At 40.1% G+C, this 18,096-nt stretch carries 19 protein-coding genes; all 19 read left to right on the forward strand.

Translation table 11 applies throughout. The annotated features are described in order from the left end of the window. Positions 1–131: 131 nt before the first annotated feature. The 19 genes from pckA (at position 132) to nuoL (ending at position 18,085) form a co-directional block, all read left to right on the forward strand. The gene (pckA, locus tag BFS30_RS06300; RefSeq protein WP_069378501.1) at positions 132–1,736 is read left to right on the forward strand and encodes a phosphoenolpyruvate carboxykinase (ATP); all 1,605 of its coding nucleotides are present in this window, start codon (positions 132–134) and stop codon (positions 1,734–1,736) included. A gap of 279 nt (positions 1,737–2,015) precedes the next feature. Beyond that, positions 2,016–2,855, forward strand: a complete 840-nt coding sequence (locus tag BFS30_RS06305; protein WP_069378502.1) for a MotA/TolQ/ExbB proton channel family protein — start codon at positions 2,016–2,018, stop codon at positions 2,853–2,855. 86 nt (positions 2,856–2,941) lie between these two features. Next, on the forward strand, positions 2,942–3,556 hold the full coding sequence (locus tag BFS30_RS06310; RefSeq protein ID WP_069378503.1) for a biopolymer transporter ExbD: 615 nt from the start codon (positions 2,942–2,944) through the stop codon (positions 3,554–3,556). A 9-nt stretch (positions 3,557–3,565) separates the two neighbouring features. Continuing rightward, on the forward strand, positions 3,566–4,102 hold the full coding sequence (locus BFS30_RS06315; protein ID WP_069378504.1) for an ExbD/TolR family protein: 537 nt from the start codon (positions 3,566–3,568) through the stop codon (positions 4,100–4,102). A gap of 31 nt (positions 4,103–4,133) precedes the next feature. Then, on the forward strand, positions 4,134–4,955 hold the full coding sequence (locus BFS30_RS06320) for an energy transducer TonB (RefSeq protein ID WP_069378505.1): 822 nt from the start codon (positions 4,134–4,136) through the stop codon (positions 4,953–4,955). A 310-nt stretch (positions 4,956–5,265) separates the two neighbouring features. Then, the gene (locus BFS30_RS06330) at positions 5,266–6,174 is read left to right on the forward strand and encodes a substrate-binding domain-containing protein (protein ID WP_069378507.1); all 909 of its coding nucleotides are present in this window, start codon (positions 5,266–5,268) and stop codon (positions 6,172–6,174) included. Between the two features lie 66 nt (positions 6,175–6,240). After that, positions 6,241–7,956: a tetratricopeptide repeat protein gene (locus tag BFS30_RS06335; protein WP_069378508.1), complete on the forward strand. Its 1,716-nt coding sequence runs from the start codon at positions 6,241–6,243 to the stop codon at positions 7,954–7,956. A gap of 74 nt (positions 7,957–8,030) precedes the next feature. Continuing rightward, positions 8,031–8,402, forward strand: a complete 372-nt coding sequence (locus tag BFS30_RS06340; protein WP_069378509.1) for an NADH-quinone oxidoreductase subunit A — start codon at positions 8,031–8,033, stop codon at positions 8,400–8,402. 108 nt (positions 8,403–8,510) lie between these two features. Next, positions 8,511–9,053 carry an NADH-quinone oxidoreductase subunit B gene (locus tag BFS30_RS06345; RefSeq protein ID WP_069378510.1) on the forward strand — a complete coding sequence of 181 codons (543 nt, stop codon included), beginning with the start codon at positions 8,511–8,513 and terminating at the stop codon, positions 9,051–9,053. Beyond that, positions 9,053–9,556 carry an NADH-quinone oxidoreductase subunit C gene (locus tag BFS30_RS06350; protein WP_069378511.1) on the forward strand — a complete coding sequence of 168 codons (504 nt, stop codon included), beginning with the start codon at positions 9,053–9,055 and terminating at the stop codon, positions 9,554–9,556. The genes BFS30_RS06345 and BFS30_RS06350 overlap by 1 nt, the downstream gene beginning before the upstream one ends. Positions 9,557–9,560: 4 nt before the next feature. Then, positions 9,561–10,775 (forward strand): NADH-quinone oxidoreductase subunit D, encoded by a 1,215-nt coding sequence (locus BFS30_RS06355; protein WP_069378512.1) that lies wholly within the window; start codon positions 9,561–9,563, stop codon positions 10,773–10,775. Continuing rightward, a complete protein-coding gene (nuoE, locus tag BFS30_RS06360) occupies positions 10,768–11,280 on the forward strand; it encodes a complex I 24 kDa subunit family protein (protein WP_069378513.1) in 513 nt (170 codons plus the stop codon). The genes BFS30_RS06355 and nuoE overlap by 8 nt, the downstream gene beginning before the upstream one ends. Continuing rightward, positions 11,280–12,644 (forward strand): NADH-quinone oxidoreductase subunit NuoF, encoded by a 1,365-nt coding sequence (nuoF, locus tag BFS30_RS06365; protein WP_069378514.1) that lies wholly within the window; start codon positions 11,280–11,282, stop codon positions 12,642–12,644. The genes nuoE and nuoF overlap by 1 nt, the downstream gene beginning before the upstream one ends. Positions 12,645–12,714: 70 nt before the next feature. After that, entirely contained in the window at positions 12,715–13,719 is a 1,005-nt protein-coding gene (locus BFS30_RS06370; protein ID WP_069378515.1) for a 2Fe-2S iron-sulfur cluster-binding protein, read from the forward strand. Then, a complete protein-coding gene (gene nuoH, locus BFS30_RS06375; protein ID WP_069378516.1) occupies positions 13,719–14,756 on the forward strand; it encodes an NADH-quinone oxidoreductase subunit NuoH in 1,038 nt (345 codons plus the stop codon). Before BFS30_RS06370 ends, nuoH begins: the two co-directional genes overlap by 1 nt. 34 nt (positions 14,757–14,790) lie before the next feature. Continuing rightward, positions 14,791–15,291 (forward strand): NuoI/complex I 23 kDa subunit family protein, encoded by a 501-nt coding sequence (locus BFS30_RS06380; protein WP_069378517.1) that lies wholly within the window; start codon positions 14,791–14,793, stop codon positions 15,289–15,291. A 52-nt stretch (positions 15,292–15,343) separates the two neighbouring features. Further along, positions 15,344–15,841 carry an NADH-quinone oxidoreductase subunit J gene (locus BFS30_RS06385; RefSeq protein ID WP_069378518.1) on the forward strand — a complete coding sequence of 166 codons (498 nt, stop codon included), beginning with the start codon at positions 15,344–15,346 and terminating at the stop codon, positions 15,839–15,841. After that, positions 15,841–16,170: an NADH-quinone oxidoreductase subunit NuoK gene (gene nuoK, locus BFS30_RS06390; protein ID WP_069378519.1), complete on the forward strand. Its 330-nt coding sequence runs from the start codon at positions 15,841–15,843 to the stop codon at positions 16,168–16,170. Before BFS30_RS06385 ends, nuoK begins: the two co-directional genes overlap by 1 nt. A gap of 22 nt (positions 16,171–16,192) precedes the next feature. Beyond that, on the forward strand, positions 16,193–18,085 hold the full coding sequence (gene nuoL / locus BFS30_RS06395) for an NADH-quinone oxidoreductase subunit L (protein ID WP_069378520.1): 1,893 nt from the start codon (positions 16,193–16,195) through the stop codon (positions 18,083–18,085). The last annotated feature ends 11 nt before the right edge of the window (positions 18,086–18,096 follow it).

The raw sequence follows: 18,096 nt of genomic DNA on the forward strand, positions 1-18,096 counted from the left end.
TATTTTGTAATTTACTTATTTACAGGCAATTGTGTGTTAGTGTAAGGCGAACAATAAGTAAAATTTTTCCTGCAAAAGCACTGCTTTTCCCTTTTTATCTGTATAACTTTGCCTCACTAACTTATTTATTTATGAGCAAAGCACTTACGCTTAAGCCGGATTTAAGCTATTTGAATTTGAATTCAGATCAATCCTTATACCAGCTTGATGTAGCACAATTGGTTGAAGAGGCCTTGAAAAATGGAGAAGGAACACTTGCTGATACCGGAGCATTGGCAATCGATACGGGTAAATTTACCGGTCGTTCTCCAAAAGACAGATTTATTGTTTGCGATAGTCAGACAGAGGAATCCGTTTGGTGGGGGGACATTAACATTAAATTTAGTCCTGAAAACTTTGATGCGCTTCTGGAAAAGGTAACTAACTACCTTAATCAGCAGAAATATTATGTGAGGGATGCCTATGCATGTGCGGATGAAAGTTATAAAACTACCATCAGGGTAGTCACAGAGACTGCTTATCAGAATTTGTTTGCAAATAACCTGTTCTTAAGGTTTGGTGAAGAAGAAGTTACAGAAACGCCGGAATGGACAATCATTGCTGCTCCGGGTTTTCTTGCTAACCCTGAAATCGATGGTACACGCCAGGGAAATTTCTCCATATTGAATTTTACTAAAAAAATGATCCTTATCGGTGGGACAGGCTATACCGGTGAGATTAAAAAAGGAATCTTTTCTGTACTTAATTTTATTCTTCCGGAGCAAAGGAATACCTTATCTATGCATTGTTCTGCTAATGTGGGCGCAGCTGGTGATACGGCAATTTTCTTTGGTTTATCCGGAACAGGAAAAACAACTTTATCTGCTGATCCTGAAAGAGGGTTGATTGGAGATGACGAGCATGGCTGGGGTAGAGATACTATTTTCAACTTTGAAGGAGGATGTTATGCCAAATGTGTGGATCTTACCGAAGAGAAAGAGCCTCAGATTTTCAAAGCGATCAAATTTGGATCCTTACTGGAGAATACCAATTATTTCCCTGGAACAAGAGCGGTAGATTTCACAAATATTGAGAAAACAGAGAATACAAGAGTAGCTTATCCGATTCATTACATCGATAATGCAGTCAATCCATCGATTGCAGGAATTCCTAAAAACATATTTTTCCTTACTGCAGACGCCTTTGGCGTGTTGCCTCCAATTTCGAAATTAACTCCTGGTCAGGCAATGTTTCACTTTATTTCAGGATATACTGCGAAGGTTGCCGGAACGGAAGCTGGTGTTACAGAGCCACAGGTGACGTTCTCTGCCTGTTTTGGTAAAGCATTTTTACCACTGCACCCTACAAAATATGCATCTCTTCTGGGTGAAAAGATGCGTGCACACAATGTAAATGTCTGGTTAGTAAACACCGGATGGAGTGGTGGTGCATATGGGGTTGGAAAAAGGATGAAACTGGGATATACCAGGGCTATGATTACTGCTGCCTTAAGAGGAGAGCTGGAAAAAGAAAACTTTAATGCAGATCCCATCTTCGGATTACACATTCCTGATGCCTGTCCGGGCGTCCCATCAGAAATATTACATCCGAAAAATACATGGGAAGACAAGCGAAAATATGACCAGAAAGCGAATGAACTGTCGTTGGCATTTGTGAACAATTTTAAACAGTTTGAAGCCTATGCAAGTGAAGAAATGCTTGCTTCATTCCCTAAAGTTGTCGAAAACGCGCCTTAAAGCATTTTTTTTGCTCAAAAATTTGCATTTCTATTTTTTTTTAGTTTTAATTGTGAAAGATTGTCTCCACACCGAGACAATCTTTTTTAATATACGCCGATACGGACAGGGGGGAGATATCTCAAAGGGAAGGAACTAACGATTATTTAATTTGGAATTAAAATCAAAGTTATAAATTTGTTCTTACAACAATTGTTTGTAATGATCGTTGTGTGTATTACGGAATAATAGTCTAAATTTAAAAAACACAAGTACTAAAAACTAAAAAACTAAAAAAAAATGGCAAACGCACCAAAACCAACAACAGTTAAAAAAGAAAGCTCATCTGCTTCGAATTTATTCGCAACATTGACAATTCCTATCTGTATCATCATCGGGATTCTGATTTACAAATTTATTTTAGGTGATAGAGGTAACTTTATTGATGGAGCAGATCCGGATTTGCACGAAACACTTCCAAAAGTGGGTAACTATGCGGGTATGGCTTACAAAGGGGGTCCAATTGTACCGGTATTAATGGGTATGTTTTTAATGGTTATCGTGTTCTCTATTGAGCGTATGATTGTTATTGGAAAAGCAACTGGTAAAGGTAGTTTAGATGCTTTTGTTAAGAAAGTACAAGGACTTTTAAACTCAAACAACATCGAAGGTGCTATGGCTGAGTGTGACAGACAACAAGGTTCTGTGGCTAACGTAATTAAATCTGGTTTGAAAAAATACAGAGAAATGGAAGTTGAGCCAAACATGGATACAGATCAGAAATGTTTAGCTATCCAGAAAGATATCGAAGAAGCAACTACATTAGAAATGCCAATGTTGGAGCAAAACTTAACTGTAATTGCAACATTAGTATCAGTAGGTACATTAACAGGTCTATTAGGAACAGTAACAGGTATGATCAAGGCCTTCGGTGGTTTGGCTAACTCTGGTGCTCCGGATCAGGCTGCATTAGCAACTGGTATCTCTGAGGCTTTGATTAACACAGCAACTGGTATCGGTACTTCTACATTCGCGATTATCATGTATAACATCTTGACTTCTAAAATTGATAAATTGACTTATGCAATTGATGAAGCAGGTTTCAGCATCATCCAAACTTACGCTTCTACGCATAAATAAAAAATAATGTATTTTTTTTTACCGGCTTTATGGAAAACCGGAAGAATTAACATCATTAGTTAAATACATAAGTAATTTTTAAAATTATGCCAAGAGCAAAGGTTCAAAGAAAGAGTACTGCGATAGATATGACCGCCATGTGCGACGTATCTTTCCTATTGCTTACTTTCTTTATTTTAACAGCAACAGCACGTCAGCCTGATCCTTTGGATGTTACTATCCCTTCATCGACTTATAAACTTAAAGTTCCTGATTTGGACATGGGTATATTGTCGATCGGAAAAGGCAAAGTGTTTTATGAGATCGTTGGGAATGACATTAAAATGTCGACCCTCGACAAAATGGGTGAGAAATATGGCGTTAAGTTCACTCCTGAAGAGCGGAAACGTTTTGGTGTAATCGGCTCTTTCGGTGTTCCAATTCAGAACTTAAAGCAGTTTATCATGATGAATGGTGATGAACGCACCAAGTCGGGTTTACAAAGTGGTATTCCTGCAGATTCAACAAACAATCAGTTGGCTGAATGGATCCTGCAATCACGTACCTCGGTAGCAGAGCTACATTCTACTTCAATGCGCGTAAGTATTAAAGGCGATGCGAAGGAAGAATACCCTGCAGTAAAAAAGATCGTGGATATTCTGCAAAAGCAAAAAATCAACAAATTCAGTTTAATCACATCCGCCGAAGGCGATGCTAAATAGAAATATATCATGGCAGAATTAGATACCTCCGGCGGGGGGAAAAAGGATAAGAAAGTCAGAACCAAGAAAGCCAATACCAAAGTCGATTTAACAGCGATGGTGGATTTAGCCTTCTTGTTGATCACTTTCTTTATGTTAACCACCTCCCTGTCAAAACCAATTGCAATGGATATTGCAAAACCTGATAAGGATGATAAATCTACAGAAAGGAACGAATTACGTGCTTCCGAAACAATGACTATATTATTGGGTAAAAACAATAAAGTAGCCTGGTACATGGGAGAAGCGGGTAAATCAAAACCTAATGTAGAAGGATTTGCTGAGCTCAGAAAATCAATATTAGCTAATAAGAAAAAAGTAGCTGAAGGTACTGGCGGAAGACAAATCATCATGGTGATTAAGCCAACTTCAGGAGCTACTTACAAAAACTTCGTTGATGTTATGGATGAATTAGCGATCACTAAGATCTCTACTGCACCCGCAATCGACGATGAGAACATTACTGATGCTGAAAAAGATTTCATGAAGAGTGCTGGAATTTTATAATAAGAGAATTAAAAATATTAAATAGTAAGCTATGTTAGGTTCTAAAATAGATTTATTGAAACGGGAGTGGCTTGATGTAGTATTTGCAAACAAAAACAAAGCCTATGGCGCTTACGAGCTTCGTAGTACGAGTGCTGCAAATACCACTAAGGCTTTACTTATCGCCTCTACCATCTTTGTAGTTGCGTTTGTATCTCCTAAGATTTTCAACTTAATCAAAGGCTCTTTGCCTGAAGAGGAAGTTGTGAAACAAGTAGAGGTAGTGGTTGCGCCACCGCCGCCGGTGAATCCGGATACCCCTCCACCGCCACCGGTAGAGCCTCCGCCACCGAAGCAGGATCAGATCAAATTCCCTCCTCCGATTGTAAAACCGGATAATGAGGTAATTGATAAAGAGCCTGTTCAGATCGAAGATTTGAAAAAAGCAGATCCGGGTCAGAAAACGATCGAAGGTGATCCTACAGCTGATATTGTTATTGCCGGTCCGGTTGGAGATGGCCCTAAACAAGCAGCAGTAGTTGAAGATACCAAGGTATATGACTTCGTGAGTATTGAAACACAGCCAGGTTTCCCTGGAGGTATGGAGAAATTCTACGCTTATTTGAAAAAAGCGGTGAGATATCCGGCAATGGCTCAGGAGAATAACATTCAGGGTAAAGTATTCTTATCTTTCGTAGTAGAGAAAAATGGAGACTTAACCGACATCAAAGTAGAAAGAAAACTTGGTGGTGGTACAGATGAAGAAGCGATCAGAGTATTGAAAGCAAGTCCGCGTTGGACTCCGGGTATCCAAAACGGAAAACCGGTACGTGTGAAGTATAATATTCCAATCAGCTTTACCTTATCACAATAGAATAAAAGAATGTTTAACTTGAAAACATTTAAACAGAAATCGCCTCAACAGCGATTTCTGTTCATTTTAGGCCTAGTGATGTTTACTTTTTATCTGATCCTTGGATTGTTATTGATCTTCTGGAAAGATATTCCTTTTGAAATACAAAAAACTTACCGCATCCTGTTCGGCCTTTTGCTAATCGCTTATGCTGCAATTAGATTCACCCGTTTGATTAACCAAAAAAACGATTAAATGAAGCGATCATAAGTTAATATTCTATTGATAACTTATGATGGTGCCATAAAAACATATAAATAGTTAAAATCAAATGAAACATCTAAGTCTGATATTATTGTTATTTGTTTTCGCAGCCTGCAAACGGTCTGTGAAGAAAGAAAATACGGTGGAACAGAGCCGCACCACCGGGGATGTGAAAATACTGGTAGACGAGTCGTTTTCCAGGGTGCTGGCAGATCAGATTGCTGTATTCAATACAGATTATCCAAATGCAGAGTTTAAGGTTGTTGAGGGCAATGAAAATAAGATTGTCCCGACATTTTTAAACGATAGCATCAGGGTGATTATCCTTTCCAGGATGCTGAGACCGGATGAAGATAAAATGTACCGGAACAGAAGCATTGTGCCAAGAACATCCAGATTTGGAATTGATGGCATTGCATTGATTACAAATGTGGCGGATGTAGACAGTAACATTACTGTTAATGAAGTGATTGAAATTTTAAAGGGAACATCAAAAAGTAGTAAGCAACTGGTGTTTGACAACGCTTATTCCAGTACGCTGCGCTATTTTAAAGAACTTGCCGGTATCACAAAGCTTCCTGAAAAAGGAGTTTATACCTTACAGAACAATAATGATGTGATTAAATACGTTGCGGATAAAAAGGACTTTATTGGGGTAATTGGCGTCAATTGGCTAATCTCCAACAGCAAAGAAATGGAAGAATCTATTTCTAAAGTAAAAATGATGGGGGTAAAGAATTTAGCAGGCAAAAAAGGGGATGATGCCTTCTACAAGCCCATTCAGCAGCATTTAATCAGTGGCGTTTATCCATTTTTAAGGAACATTTATATCATAAATGCAGAGGGACGTGAAGGTTTAGGCACAGGTTTTGCAAACTGGTTAGTAAGCCCTCGGGGACAGTTGATTGTCCTCAAGTCCGGACTAGGTCCGCATAAGATGATGCCGAGAGAATTTAATTTTAAGAATACAAACTAAATTTTATATTTGAAAAATGAAGCCTGTACAACCAGCTTCATCACAATTAAAAAACAATCGTGAACCATGAAAATGACAAAGAAAGCAATAACCTTAAGTTTAGGTTTAGTAGTGATGGGTTCTGCCTCTTTTGCTCAAAGCTTAAATGATGCAAAAAAGGCTGTAGATGCCGAACAGTACCAGAAAGCGACATCGATGCTTAAAGCGTTGGTGAAATCACAAGCTAGTAAAGGAGAAAATTACTTTAATTTAGGTGATGTTTATCTGAGAATGGATTATGTGGATTCTGCAAGAGCAGTATTTACTCAAGGCGTTGCCGCTGATCCAAAAAACTCTTTAAACTATATTGGTTTGGGTGAGGCTGATTTATTTTCAAATAATCCAACTTCCGCAAAAACTAATTTTGATAAAGCAGTAGAGGTATCTTCTAAAAAAGATTATATCCCTCAACTGTATATTGGTAAAGCATATATCGCAACTGATAAACCTGACTTTACCTCAGCGCTTCCTTTCCTTCAAAAGGCGGATGAGCTGGATAAAGACGATAAAGATGCAGAAACATTTTTGGCGTTAGGTGATTATTACGCTTTGCAGAAAAAGAACTCTGAAGCGCTTCAGAACTACATGCGTGCATTGAATATCAATGCAAACCTGTTAAGAGCAACAGTTCAGATTGGTAGAATGTATACCGAATCAAGAGCATTTCCAGAAGCTGAAGAGCGTTTGAAAGAGGCAATTGCTGCTGATGCAAACTACGGTCCTGCTTACAGAGAGATCGCAGAGCTTTATATGCAATGGGCAAATCAGATTGCTACTGAGCAAGCAGCTAAATCTGCATTAGCTTTGACCAACTATAAAAAATACCTGGATCTGACTGATCAGTCGTACGAATCAAAACTGCGTTATGCACAGTTCTTGTTTTATGCAAAAGATTACCAGACTTTAGAGCAGGTGACCAGCGAATTGGCTACCAGCAATCCTAATGATTCAAAAAGTCTTGTGGTATCGAGACTACGTGGTTATTCCGCATACGAGAACAAAAACTATCCAAAAAGTTTAGAATATATGAATGATTTCTTTGCGAAAGTAAAGGATACTTCACGTATTGTAGCTTCAGATTACTTATATCTGGGAAGAGCTTTAATGCAAAACGGAAATGATAGTCTGGCGCTTAAAAACATCGTTAAAGCGGTAGAGAAAGATTCTACAAATGCTGAAGCTTTAGAAGAAGTGGCGATGTCACTTTTCAAAGCTAAAAACTATGCTAAGGCTGGTGATGTGTTTGCTGTTGCGGTTAAATCAAACCCTAATGGGAAAAACGCATTGACTAACTCTTATTATTTAGGGGTAGCTAAGTATTATGACTATGCACTTAAAGATAGAGCGAATCAAAATCCGGATAAGAAGATTTTAGTTGATGCAGATTCTGCATTTGCTTCTATCATCAAATTTAAAAACGACTTTGCTTTAGCTTATGCTTACAGAGCGCGTATCGCAAAATATGCTGACGATGCAAATAACCCGAAATGGTTAGCCGTTCCTTACTACGATCAATTGATCCAATTGGTTACGGTAACTAAACCAGAGCTTGCTGCTTCAGTGCCTAAAGAACTTGTTGAAGCCTATGTGTATACTGGTTCTTACTATGCACAGACTGATAAAGAAAAAGGTAAAGATTACCTGACAAAAGCATTGGCTATTGATCCTCAGAACTCAGGAGCACAAGAGCGTTTAAAACAATTAACTTCACCAGCGCCTAAGAGCCCGGTAAAGAAAAAGTAATAATTTCGAATAAAAGAAAAAGGCAGGGTTGATATCCTGCCTTTTTCTTTTAATTTTGTCCCAAATTTAATATCATGGAAACCCAAAGTGTACCTGTAGATTTTTTACCTATTGTATTTCAAGTTATTGTTGCTTTAGGATTTGTTGTTGTTACTTTAATTGCAACACATTTTTTAGGCCCTAAAAGAAAGACTGCAGATAAATTATCAACTTTTGAGGCAGGGATTAAAGTAGTCGGGAATGCGCGTCAGCCTTTCTCTATTAAATACTTTCTAGTCGCCATTCTGTTTGTTCTGTTTGACGTGGAGGTGATCTTCATGTATCCCTGGGCAGTTAACTTCAGAGAGCTCGGAATGACCGGTATGGTAGAAATGTTCATCTTTATGGGCACCTTGTTACTCGGTTTTATCTACGTTTTGAAAAAGAAAGCTTTAGACTGGAATTAACCTATTTAGATTGTTTCTAAATGATGTTAGTTTAGGTCATTTGCTTCCAAAATATTGTAAATTTGCGGTTCATTCTTTGTAGGAATGAACCTTTTTTCGTTTTGTATCATGAGTGACATCAATATAGTAGACGCGCCTCCAGGCATAGAAGGATCTGGTTTTTTCGCCACTTCTTTAGACAAAGTAATTGGTTTGGCACGTTCCCATTCGTTATGGCCACTTCCATTCGCTACTTCTTGTTGCGGTATCGAGTTTATGGCTACCATGGGTTCTCATTATGACTTTGGTCGTTTTGGATCTGAACGTTTAAGTTTTTCTCCTCGTCAGGCTGATTTATTAATGGTAATGGGTACTATTGCCAAGAAAATGAGCCCTGTATTAAAGCAGGTGTATTTACAAATGGCAGAACCCCGCTGGGTGATTGCTGTAGGTGCCTGCGCTTCAAGCGGAGGGATTTTCGATACGTATTCTGTACTTCAGGGAATTGACGAGATCATACCTGTAGATGTTTACGTTCCAGGTTGCCCACCACGTCCGGAAGCTATTCTGGATGGGTTTGGTAAGATCCAGGAGCTGGTAAAGAATGAGTCTTCAAGAAGAAGGAATTCAGATCAGTATAAAGAAATGTTGGCTTCATACGGAATACTATAATGACAGAGGTGACAAACAAGGAAATCATTGATGCGCTGACTGAAAAGTTCGGCGGACAAATTACAGGAGTAAATGAACCTTATGGTTTGCTTACCTTAGAGACCACTAAAGATGCCATTATTGAGGTATTAAAGTTTCTGAAAGAAAACAGCATTGCGAATTTTAATTTCCTGACAGATATTACTGCAGTTCATTATCCGGAGAAAAAGCATGGTATTGCGGTGGTTTATCACCTGCACAGCATGGTGAAAAGAATCCGGGTGAGGGTGAAAGTTTTTATTGACGAGCATCATCCGACTATTCCTACCGCAACGGTAATCTGGAATGCCGCAAACTGGATGGAAAGAGAAACTTATGACTTCTTCGGAGTTAAATTTGAAGGTCACCCGGATCTGAGAAGAATATTGAACATGGATGAGCTCGGTGTTCACCCGATGTTGAAGCAATATCCTTTGGAAGACCCAAACAGAGTAGATAAAAAAGACGAATACTTTGGTAGATAAGCACATGAATCACAATCAACCGGTATATACAGATAACGATCCTCAGAATGAGTTGGTTACCCTTAACCTGGGCCCGACTCACCCTGCAACCCATGGTGTTTTTCAAAATGTAATTCAATTAGACGGAGAGCGTATAGTGAGCGGTGTTTCAACCATAGGCTATATTCACCGTGCTTTTGAGAAAATTGCAGAGCATCGTCCATTCTATCAGATTACCCCCTTAACCGACAGGTTAAACTACTGTTCTTCGCCGATCAATAATATGGGATGGCACATGACGGTAGAAAAACTGTTGAATATCCAGATGCCTAAAAGGGTAGATTACCTGAGGGTAATCATCATGGAGCTTTCCCGGATTGCAGATCATATCATCTGTAATACGATCATTGCCCAGGATACCGGAGCTACCACGACCTTCCTTTACCTGTTTCAGTTCAGAGAACACATTTATGAAATCTTTGAGGAAATCTGTGGTGCACGTCTGACCACAAATATTGGACGTATCGGAGGTTTTGAACGCGATTTCAACGATATCGCCTTTTCGAAAATCAATAAATTTTTAAAAGAGTTTCCTGTAGCGTTAAAAGAGTTCGAAAGTCTTCTGAACCGCAACAGGATTTTTATAGACCGTACTGCCGGAGTTGCCCGCGTTAGCGCAGAGCAAGGCCTGGATTATGGATGGACAGGTCCTTTACTGCGTTCTACAGGTGTAGATTATGATGTTCGTGTAAGTGAACCTTATGCTTCTTACCAGGATTTCGATTTTGAAGTTCCTGTAGGCACCAGTGGTGACATTTACGACCGTTACCTGGTACGTAATGAGGAAATGTGGCAAAGCCTTCGCCTGATTGAACAGGGCATGGAAAAACTGAAGAACGAACCTGCTGGTATTTTCCACGCGGATGTTCCTGAGTTTTACCTTCCTGCTAAGGAAGAGGTTTACAACAATATGGAAGCCCTGATCTATCACTTTAAAATTGTAATGGGTGAAATTGATGCCCCTAAAGCTGAAGTTTACCATGCAGTAGAAGGCGGTAACGGGGAATTGGGCTTTTACCTGATCAATGACGGAGGAAGAACACCTTACCGTCTGCACTTCAGAAGACCAAGCTTTATTAATTATCAAATGTTTGCTCCCATGAGTAAAGGTATGCTGTTGTCAGATGCCATTATCAACATGAGTAGCATGAATATTATTGCAGGAGAATTAGATGCTTAAAGTAGAAGAAACACAACCTGTACAGTTCTCATCAGCTTTAATTGAAAAGTTTGAAGAGATCGTTAAGAGATATCCGGAAGGAAAGCAAAAATCTGCTTTATTGCCTATTTTGCATGAAGTACAGGCAGAGCTGGGCTGGTTAAGTCCGAATGCCATGGATAAAGTTGCTGAATATCTGCATATCGAACCTATTGAAGTATACGAAGTGGCTTCATTTTACAGCATGTACTTTTTGAAACCACAGGGTAAATATGTGCTGGAAGTTTGCAGGACAGGACCTTGTTGTCTGGTAGGAGCCGAGAAATTGATGGATCACCTGGAAAAAAGCCTTGGTGTGAAAGAGAATGAGGTGACGGCAGATGGCTTATTTAGCTGGAGAGGCGTGGAGTGTTTGGCAGCATGTGGTTATGGCCCGGTTTTACAGATAGGTCCTGAATATACCTTCTATGAAAACCTGAATGAACAAAAGGTAGACGATTTGATACAAGACTTACGCAAAAAATAATGGCTCGTAAACTATTATTAGAACATATAAACGTACCAGGCATCCATACATTTGATGTCTATCGCCAGAAAGGCGGGTATCGCGCTGTGGAAAAAGCTTTGAAAACTTTAACCCCTGATGAAGTGGTGGAAGAGGTGAAAAAGTCTGGATTACGCGGTCGCGGGGGTGCAGGATTTCCTACGGGAATGAAATGGAGCTTTTTGGCTAAACCTGAGGGAGTAGCACGTTACCTGGTATGTAATGCCGATGAATCGGAGCCGGGAACATTTAAAGACCGTTATCTGATGACCCATATCCCACATGCACTGATTGAAGGAATGATTGTATCCAGCTTTGCTTTGGGTGCAAAAACTTCTTACATCTATGTACGCGGTGAGATGATGCCTCAGATCCGTATTCTGGAGAAAGCAATCGCTGAGGCCAGAAATGCAGGATTTTTAGGTAAAAATATTTTAGGTACAGGTTATGACCTGGAATTATACGTTCAACCAGGTGGTGGTGCTTATATCTGCGGTGAGGAAACTGCATTGTTGGAATCATTGGAAGGTAAACGTGGAAACCCAAGGATCAAACCTCCATTTCCTGCTATTGCAGGATTGTATGGCTGCCCAACGGTGGTAAACAATGTGGAATCTATTGCTGCTACTGTTCCGATCATCAATGATGGTGGTGAGGAGTATGCAAAAATTGGTATTGGCCGCAGCACGGGAACTAAACTGATTTCCGCTTCAGGAAACCTGGTAAGACCAGGGGTTTATGAGATTGAACTGGGCTTGCCGGTAGAAGAATTTATTTATTCTGATGAATGGTGTGGCGGTATTGCGAATGGCAAAAGACTAAAGGCAACTGTTGCCGGTGGATCTTCTGTTCCTGTACTTCCTGCTAATTTAACGTTGAAACTTGCCAATGGGGATCCCCGTTTGATGAGCTATGAATCTTTATCTGAAGGTGGTTTTGCAACTGGAACGATGATGGGCTCGGGTGGTTTCATCGCTTTCGATGAAGATCAGTGTATCGTTAGAAATACCTGGAACTTCTCCCGCTTTTATCACCATGAAAGTTGCGGACAATGTTCGCCTTGCCGTGAGGGTACGGGATGGATGGAGAAAGTCCTTCACCGCCTGGAATACGGTCATGGTAAAATGAGCGATATCGACTTATTGGTGGACGTTTCCAAAAAGATTGAAGGAAATACCATTTGTCCTTTAGGTGATGCCGCAGCATGGCCGGTAGCAAGTGCCATCAGACATTTCAGAGATGAGTTTGAATGGCATGTAAAAGAGCCGGTAAAGAGCTTAGATACGAATTATGGATTGGCAAATTATGCTGAACCAATAGCTAAAGCAGTTAGTACAGAAAATTAACGATCAGACTGAAGTTTCAGAAGCTGTAAGGCCTGAAATGCTGAAGAATGATAAAAGAATATCTTTAACAATGAGTGATACAGTTAAGGTAACCATAGACGGAATAACAGTAGAAGTTGCACCAGGAACCACCATTCTGAATGCTGCAAGACAGATCGGCGGAGATATTGTTCCTCCTGCGATGTGTTATTATTCCAAATTAGAAGGCAGTGGTGGTAAATGCAGAACCTGCATCGTTAAGGTGAGCAAGGGTTCTGAGAAAGATCCTCGTCCGATGCCTAAATTAGTTGCTTCATGCCGTACCACTGTAATGGATGGAATGGAAGTGCAGAATATTACCTCTCCGGAAGTAATTGAAGCAAGAAGCGGGGTAGTGGAGATGTTGTTGATCAACCATCCGCTGGATTGTCCGGTTTGTGATCAGGCTGGGGAATGCGACCTTCAGAACTTAGGTTATGAGCATGGTTTGCAGAAAACAAGATATGAGTTTGAGCGCCGTACTTTTGAACGCATAGATATCGGTGATAAAATCCAGTTGCACATGAACAGGTGTATTCTGTGTTACCGCTGCGTATTTACAGCGGATCAGATTACCAATAAGCGCGTTCATGGTATCCTGAACCGTGGAGATCATTCGGAAATCTCTACTTATATCCAAACGGCTGTCGACAATGATTTCTCTGGAAACGTGATCGATGTTTGTCCGGTTGGTGCATTAACAGATAAAACTTTCAGGTTTAAAAACAGGGTTTGGTTTACTAAGCCTATAGATGCGCACAGAGATTGCCCTACCTGTAGCGGTAAAGTAACGTTATGGTACAAAGGAGAGGATGTATTGCGTGTAACTGCGCGTAAAGACATCTATGGTGAGGTGGAAGAGTTCATCTGTAATACTTGTCGTTTTGATAAGAAAAAGACAGCAGACTGGACTATCGAGCATCCTACGCAAATCAGCGATACTTCCGTAATTGCTTCTAACCACTATGATACTTTAAAACCTTTGCCGGTAATTCAGGATAATGCCAGATTACAGGAAGCAAACAGGATCGAACTAGAAAAAACCACTAAATTCTAATGGATATAGCTTTTGTAATAGAGAAATTTGTACTGGTAGCGATTATTTTCGGTATAAGTTTATTGATAGCCATGTATTCTACTTATGCAGAAAGAAAAGTGGCGGCATTTTTACAGGACAGATTAGGACCGGACAGAGCGGGTCCCTTCGGGATTCTTCAGCCATTGGCGGATGGGGTAAAAATGTTCATGAAGGAAGAGATTATTCCATCGAATGCAAGTAAATGGTTGTTTATGGTTGGACCTGGTCTGGCGATGTTAACTGCTTGTATTGGTACCGCAGTGATTCCATGGGGAAGTCCGATTACCGTTGGTGACCGCATCATTCCTTTGCAGGTAACAGACATTAACGTAGGTATTCTGTACATATTCGGGGTTGTTTCTCTGGGTGTTTATGGAGTAATGATCGGAGGATGGGCTTCCAACAATAAATACTCGTTATTAAGTGCGATCCGTGCGGCATCTCAGAATATCAGTTACGAGATTGCAATGGGTTTATCTATCATTGCCTTATTGCTGGTAACCAATTCTATGAGTATCGGCGAGATTGTAGCCAATCAGCATGGCTGGAGATGGAATGTATTGTATCAGCCTGTAGGGTTTTTACTGTTTATGGTTTGTGCTTTTGCAGAAACCAACAGGGCGCCATTCGATTTACCGGAGTGTGAAACCGAGCTGATCGGTGGTTACCATACGGAATATTCGTCTATGAAACTTGGTTTCTATCTGTTTGCAGAATACATCAATATGTTTGTTTCGGCTGCAGTAATGGCAAGTTTATATTTCGGAGGGTATAACTATCCGGGAATGGACTGGGTATTGACACAAACAGGCCCGGTAATTGGACCGTTAATCGGAACCGGAGTTTTCTTTTTAAAGATCTTTGCTTTTATCTTTTTCTTCATGTGGGTACGCTGGACGATTCCTCGTTTCCGCTATGATCAATTGATGCATTTGGGCTGGAAAATTTTAATTCCTTTGGCCATTGCGAATATTATTGTCACAAGTATTGTGATTGCTGTAATTGAAAAATTTTAACTGTCCGCATTTAGCGGTATAATAAGGAGGTTTAATGGAACCATTAACCAGTAAGAAGAAAGTATTAGAACAAAAGCCACTTACGTTTGCAGAGCGCATGTACCTGCCTGCGATTACTAAGGGCTTGTCTATTACCATCAGCCACTTTTTTAAGAAAGAGGCGACCATCAGATATCCGGAGGTACAAAGAGAATTCTCTACCAATTTCAGGGGAATGCACTCGCTGAAAAGAGATGAAGAAGGAAAAGAACGTTGCACAGCCTGTGGTCTTTGCGCATTGTCTTGTCCTGCTGAAGCGATTACAATGATTGCGGCGGAACGTAAACCGGAAGAAAAAGACCTTTACCGTGAAGAGAAGTACGCTTCGGTATATGAAATCAACATGTTGCGTTGTATTTTCTGCGGATTGTGTGAAGAAGCCTGTCCAAAAGAAGCGATCTACCTGGACGGACCGATTGTTCCTTCAGATTACCTCCGTAAAGATTTTATCTACGGTAAGGATAAATTGGTGGAGCAACCATTGAATAAGAAATAATTAGCATACATAACCTCCGGGTTATTAATATAAACAGTTTAAACATAAATAAATGGGTACATCGGTATTCTATTTTGTAGCAACATTAAGCGTCATCTTTTCACTGATGGTTATCTTTTCCAAGAACCCGGTGCATAGCGTGCTTTACCTGATTGTTACTTTCTTTACATTAACCGTTCATTACATTCTGCTGAACGCACAATTCCTGGCCGTAGTGAATTTCATTGTTTACATGGGGGCCATCATGGTGTTGTTCCTCTTTGTGCTGATGCTCCTCAACCTTAATAAAGATAATGAGCCGCTGAAATCCGGCCTGGTCAAGATTGTTGGGGTAATTGCCGGATGTTGTTTAGTGGTGACGATTATCGGTTCCTTAAAAGCAACAGCAATCTCTGATCCTGTTTTATTAAAGAACCCGAATCTGGGATTGGTAAAGAATTTAGGTAAGGAGCTATTTGGTCCTTACATGTTGCCTTTTGAACTGTCTTCTATCTTATTGTTAACCGCGATGGTAGGCGCAGTATTATTAACTAAAAAAGAAAAAGCGTAGTGGATAATTTAACTCAAGGATTACAGGGTGTGCCGCTTAACCATTATATCTGGTTAAGTGCTATTATTTTCACCATCGGTGTGATTGGTGTATTGACCCGCAGAAATGCCATCGTCATCTTTATGTCGGTAGAATTGATGCTGAATGCAGTGAATTTATTGCTAACCGCGTTTTCGGTACACAGCAATGATCCCTCGGGACAAGTATTTGTGTTTTTTATCATGGTACTTGCCGCCGCAGAAGTTGCAGTAGGACTAAGTATTATTGTGATGGTGTACAGAAATACACAATCTATAGATATAAATGTGTTGAATCGCCTTAAGTGGTAATTAATAAGAATAAAGTAATAACATGATAAATTTAGTTTGGCTGGTTCCCTTAATTCCTCTTTTAGGCTTTGTTATCAACGGCCTGGGAAGAAATACGCTTTCTAAAAACCTGATTGGTTTTATCGGAAGCAGCGTCATATTCATTTCCTTTGCCATCAGTGTAGGTATCTTCTTCGAATTGGGAGCAGATGCGAATAAGTCTCACGAGATCTTCCTGTTCGATTGGATCAGTGCTGGTAAGCTTAATATTCCACTTTCCTTCCTGGTAGATCCATTGAGCTCGATCATGCTGCTGATCATTACAGGAGTAGGTTTCCTGATTCATATTTACTCTATTGGTTACATGCACAACGATGAGGCTTTTGGTAAGTTTTTCAGCTACCTGAACCTGTTTATCTTTTTCATGTTATTGTTGGTATTGGGTTCCAACTATATCGTCATGTTTATCGGATGGGAGGGGGTAGGTCTTTGTTCTTACCTGCTGATCGGATTCTGGTATACCAATAGCAGTTATGCTTCTGCTGCGAAGAAAGCCTTTGTCATGAACCGTATTGGTGATTTAGGTTTCTTATTAGGCGTGTTCTTCATCTTCACTACTTTTGGTAGTGTGGAGTTCTCTAAAATATTCCCTCAGGCAGCAAATATGCTACCTGGAAATGGTACGATCGCTTTAATTGCTTTGTTATTATTCATCGGTGCCTGCGGTAAATCGGCGCAATTGCCTTTGTTTACCTGGTTGCCTGATGCGATGGCCGGACCGACTCCTGTTTCTGCATTGATCCACGCAGCAACGATGGTAACAGCTGGTATCTATATGATTGCAAGATCAAACATTTTGTTTGATTTGGCTCCGATGGTACAACACATTATTGCCATCGTAGGTCTGGCAACAGCTATTGTTGCCGCAATTATTGCCTTAACACAAACTGATATTAAAAAAGTTCTTGCTTACTCTACAGTTTCACAACTGGGGTATATGTTCCTTGGCTTAGGCGTTGGTGCTTATGACGGGGCTTTCTTCCACGTAATTACACATGCTTTCTTTAAAGCGTTATTATTCTTATGTGCAGGTTCTGTTATTCATGCTTTACACCATGAACAGGATATGAGACATATGGGTGGTTTGCGTAAGAAATTGCCGGTAACGTTCTTAACCATGCTGATTGGTACCATTGCCATCGCTGGTTTACCTCCATTCTCCGGATTTTTCTCAAAAGATGAGATTCTGGCTCATGTATATACACACGATAAGGTGATGTGGGCTATTGCAGTCTTCGGGGCCTTCTTAACCGCATTTTATATGTTCAGAATGTTGTTCCTTACTTTTTACGGAAAGTATCGTGGAACGCACCATGCTGAAGAGAAAATTCATGAATCACCAAAATCGATGACCATTCCTTTGATTGTCCTTGCGGTACTTTCTGCTATTGGCGGAATGATCGGTATCCCGGAAGCATTGGGTGGAAATCACTGGTTATCGCATTGGTTGGCTCCGGTCATCAAGCATACTGCGGAGGCCCCTGATCATGCTACGGAATATGCTTTAATGGCTGTTTCGGTAATCGGGGTGCTGGTTTCTATTGGTTTTGCTTATGTGAAGTATATTAAACAAAATCACATTCCGATTCCTGATGAAGGAAAACGGTCTGCACTGGCGAACTTATCTTATAACAAATTCTATTTTGATGAGATATATGATCTGTTAATCAGAAAACCTTTGGATGCACTTTCTACCTTCTTCTACAAAATTATTGACAATAAAATTGTGGATGGTATTGTTAACGGTTTAGGCTGGAGCACTTCGGAAGCCAGTAAAGGCTTGCGGTTGGTACAGTCCGGAAACGTTGGTTTTTATATCTTTATGATGGTGGTAGGAATCATCTCATTGTTATTGTATACTTATTTATCTCTATAAAAGATCGTTCA

Origin of the sequence: Pedobacter steynii, assembly GCF_001721645.1 — a bacterium.
In the GTDB taxonomy this organism is placed as follows: domain Bacteria; phylum Bacteroidota; class Bacteroidia; order Sphingobacteriales; family Sphingobacteriaceae; genus Pedobacter; species Pedobacter steynii_A.

Excerpts from the sequence above, each read along its gene's own strand:
- pckA (WP_069378501.1), top strand. The coding sequence starts at position 132 with ATGAGCAAAGCACTTACGCTTAAGCCGGATTTAAGCTATTTGAATTTG.
- BFS30_RS06305 (WP_069378502.1), top strand. The coding sequence starts at position 2,016 with ATGGCAAACGCACCAAAACCAACAACAGTTAAAAAAGAAAGCTCATCT.
- BFS30_RS06310 (WP_069378503.1), top strand. The coding sequence starts at position 2,942 with ATGCCAAGAGCAAAGGTTCAAAGAAAGAGTACTGCGATAGATATGACC.
- BFS30_RS06315 (WP_069378504.1), top strand. The coding sequence starts at position 3,566 with ATGGCAGAATTAGATACCTCCGGCGGGGGGAAAAAGGATAAGAAAGTC.
- BFS30_RS06320 (WP_069378505.1), top strand. The coding sequence starts at position 4,134 with ATGTTAGGTTCTAAAATAGATTTATTGAAACGGGAGTGGCTTGATGTA.
- BFS30_RS06330 (WP_069378507.1), top strand. The coding sequence starts at position 5,266 with ATGAAACATCTAAGTCTGATATTATTGTTATTTGTTTTCGCAGCCTGC.
- BFS30_RS06335 (WP_069378508.1), top strand. The coding sequence starts at position 6,241 with ATGAAAATGACAAAGAAAGCAATAACCTTAAGTTTAGGTTTAGTAGTG.
- BFS30_RS06340 (WP_069378509.1), top strand. The coding sequence starts at position 8,031 with ATGGAAACCCAAAGTGTACCTGTAGATTTTTTACCTATTGTATTTCAA.
- BFS30_RS06345 (WP_069378510.1), top strand. The coding sequence starts at position 8,511 with ATGAGTGACATCAATATAGTAGACGCGCCTCCAGGCATAGAAGGATCT.
- BFS30_RS06350 (WP_069378511.1), top strand. The coding sequence starts at position 9,053 with ATGACAGAGGTGACAAACAAGGAAATCATTGATGCGCTGACTGAAAAG.
- BFS30_RS06355 (WP_069378512.1), top strand. The coding sequence starts at position 9,561 with ATGAATCACAATCAACCGGTATATACAGATAACGATCCTCAGAATGAG.
- nuoE (WP_069378513.1), top strand. The coding sequence starts at position 10,768 with ATGCTTAAAGTAGAAGAAACACAACCTGTACAGTTCTCATCAGCTTTA.
- nuoF (WP_069378514.1), top strand. The coding sequence starts at position 11,280 with ATGGCTCGTAAACTATTATTAGAACATATAAACGTACCAGGCATCCAT.
- BFS30_RS06370 (WP_069378515.1), top strand. The coding sequence starts at position 12,715 with ATGAGTGATACAGTTAAGGTAACCATAGACGGAATAACAGTAGAAGTT.
- nuoH (WP_069378516.1), top strand. The coding sequence starts at position 13,719 with ATGGATATAGCTTTTGTAATAGAGAAATTTGTACTGGTAGCGATTATT.
- BFS30_RS06380 (WP_069378517.1), top strand. The coding sequence starts at position 14,791 with ATGGAACCATTAACCAGTAAGAAGAAAGTATTAGAACAAAAGCCACTT.
- BFS30_RS06385 (WP_069378518.1), top strand. The coding sequence starts at position 15,344 with ATGGGTACATCGGTATTCTATTTTGTAGCAACATTAAGCGTCATCTTT.
- nuoL (WP_069378520.1), top strand. The coding sequence starts at position 16,193 with ATGATAAATTTAGTTTGGCTGGTTCCCTTAATTCCTCTTTTAGGCTTT.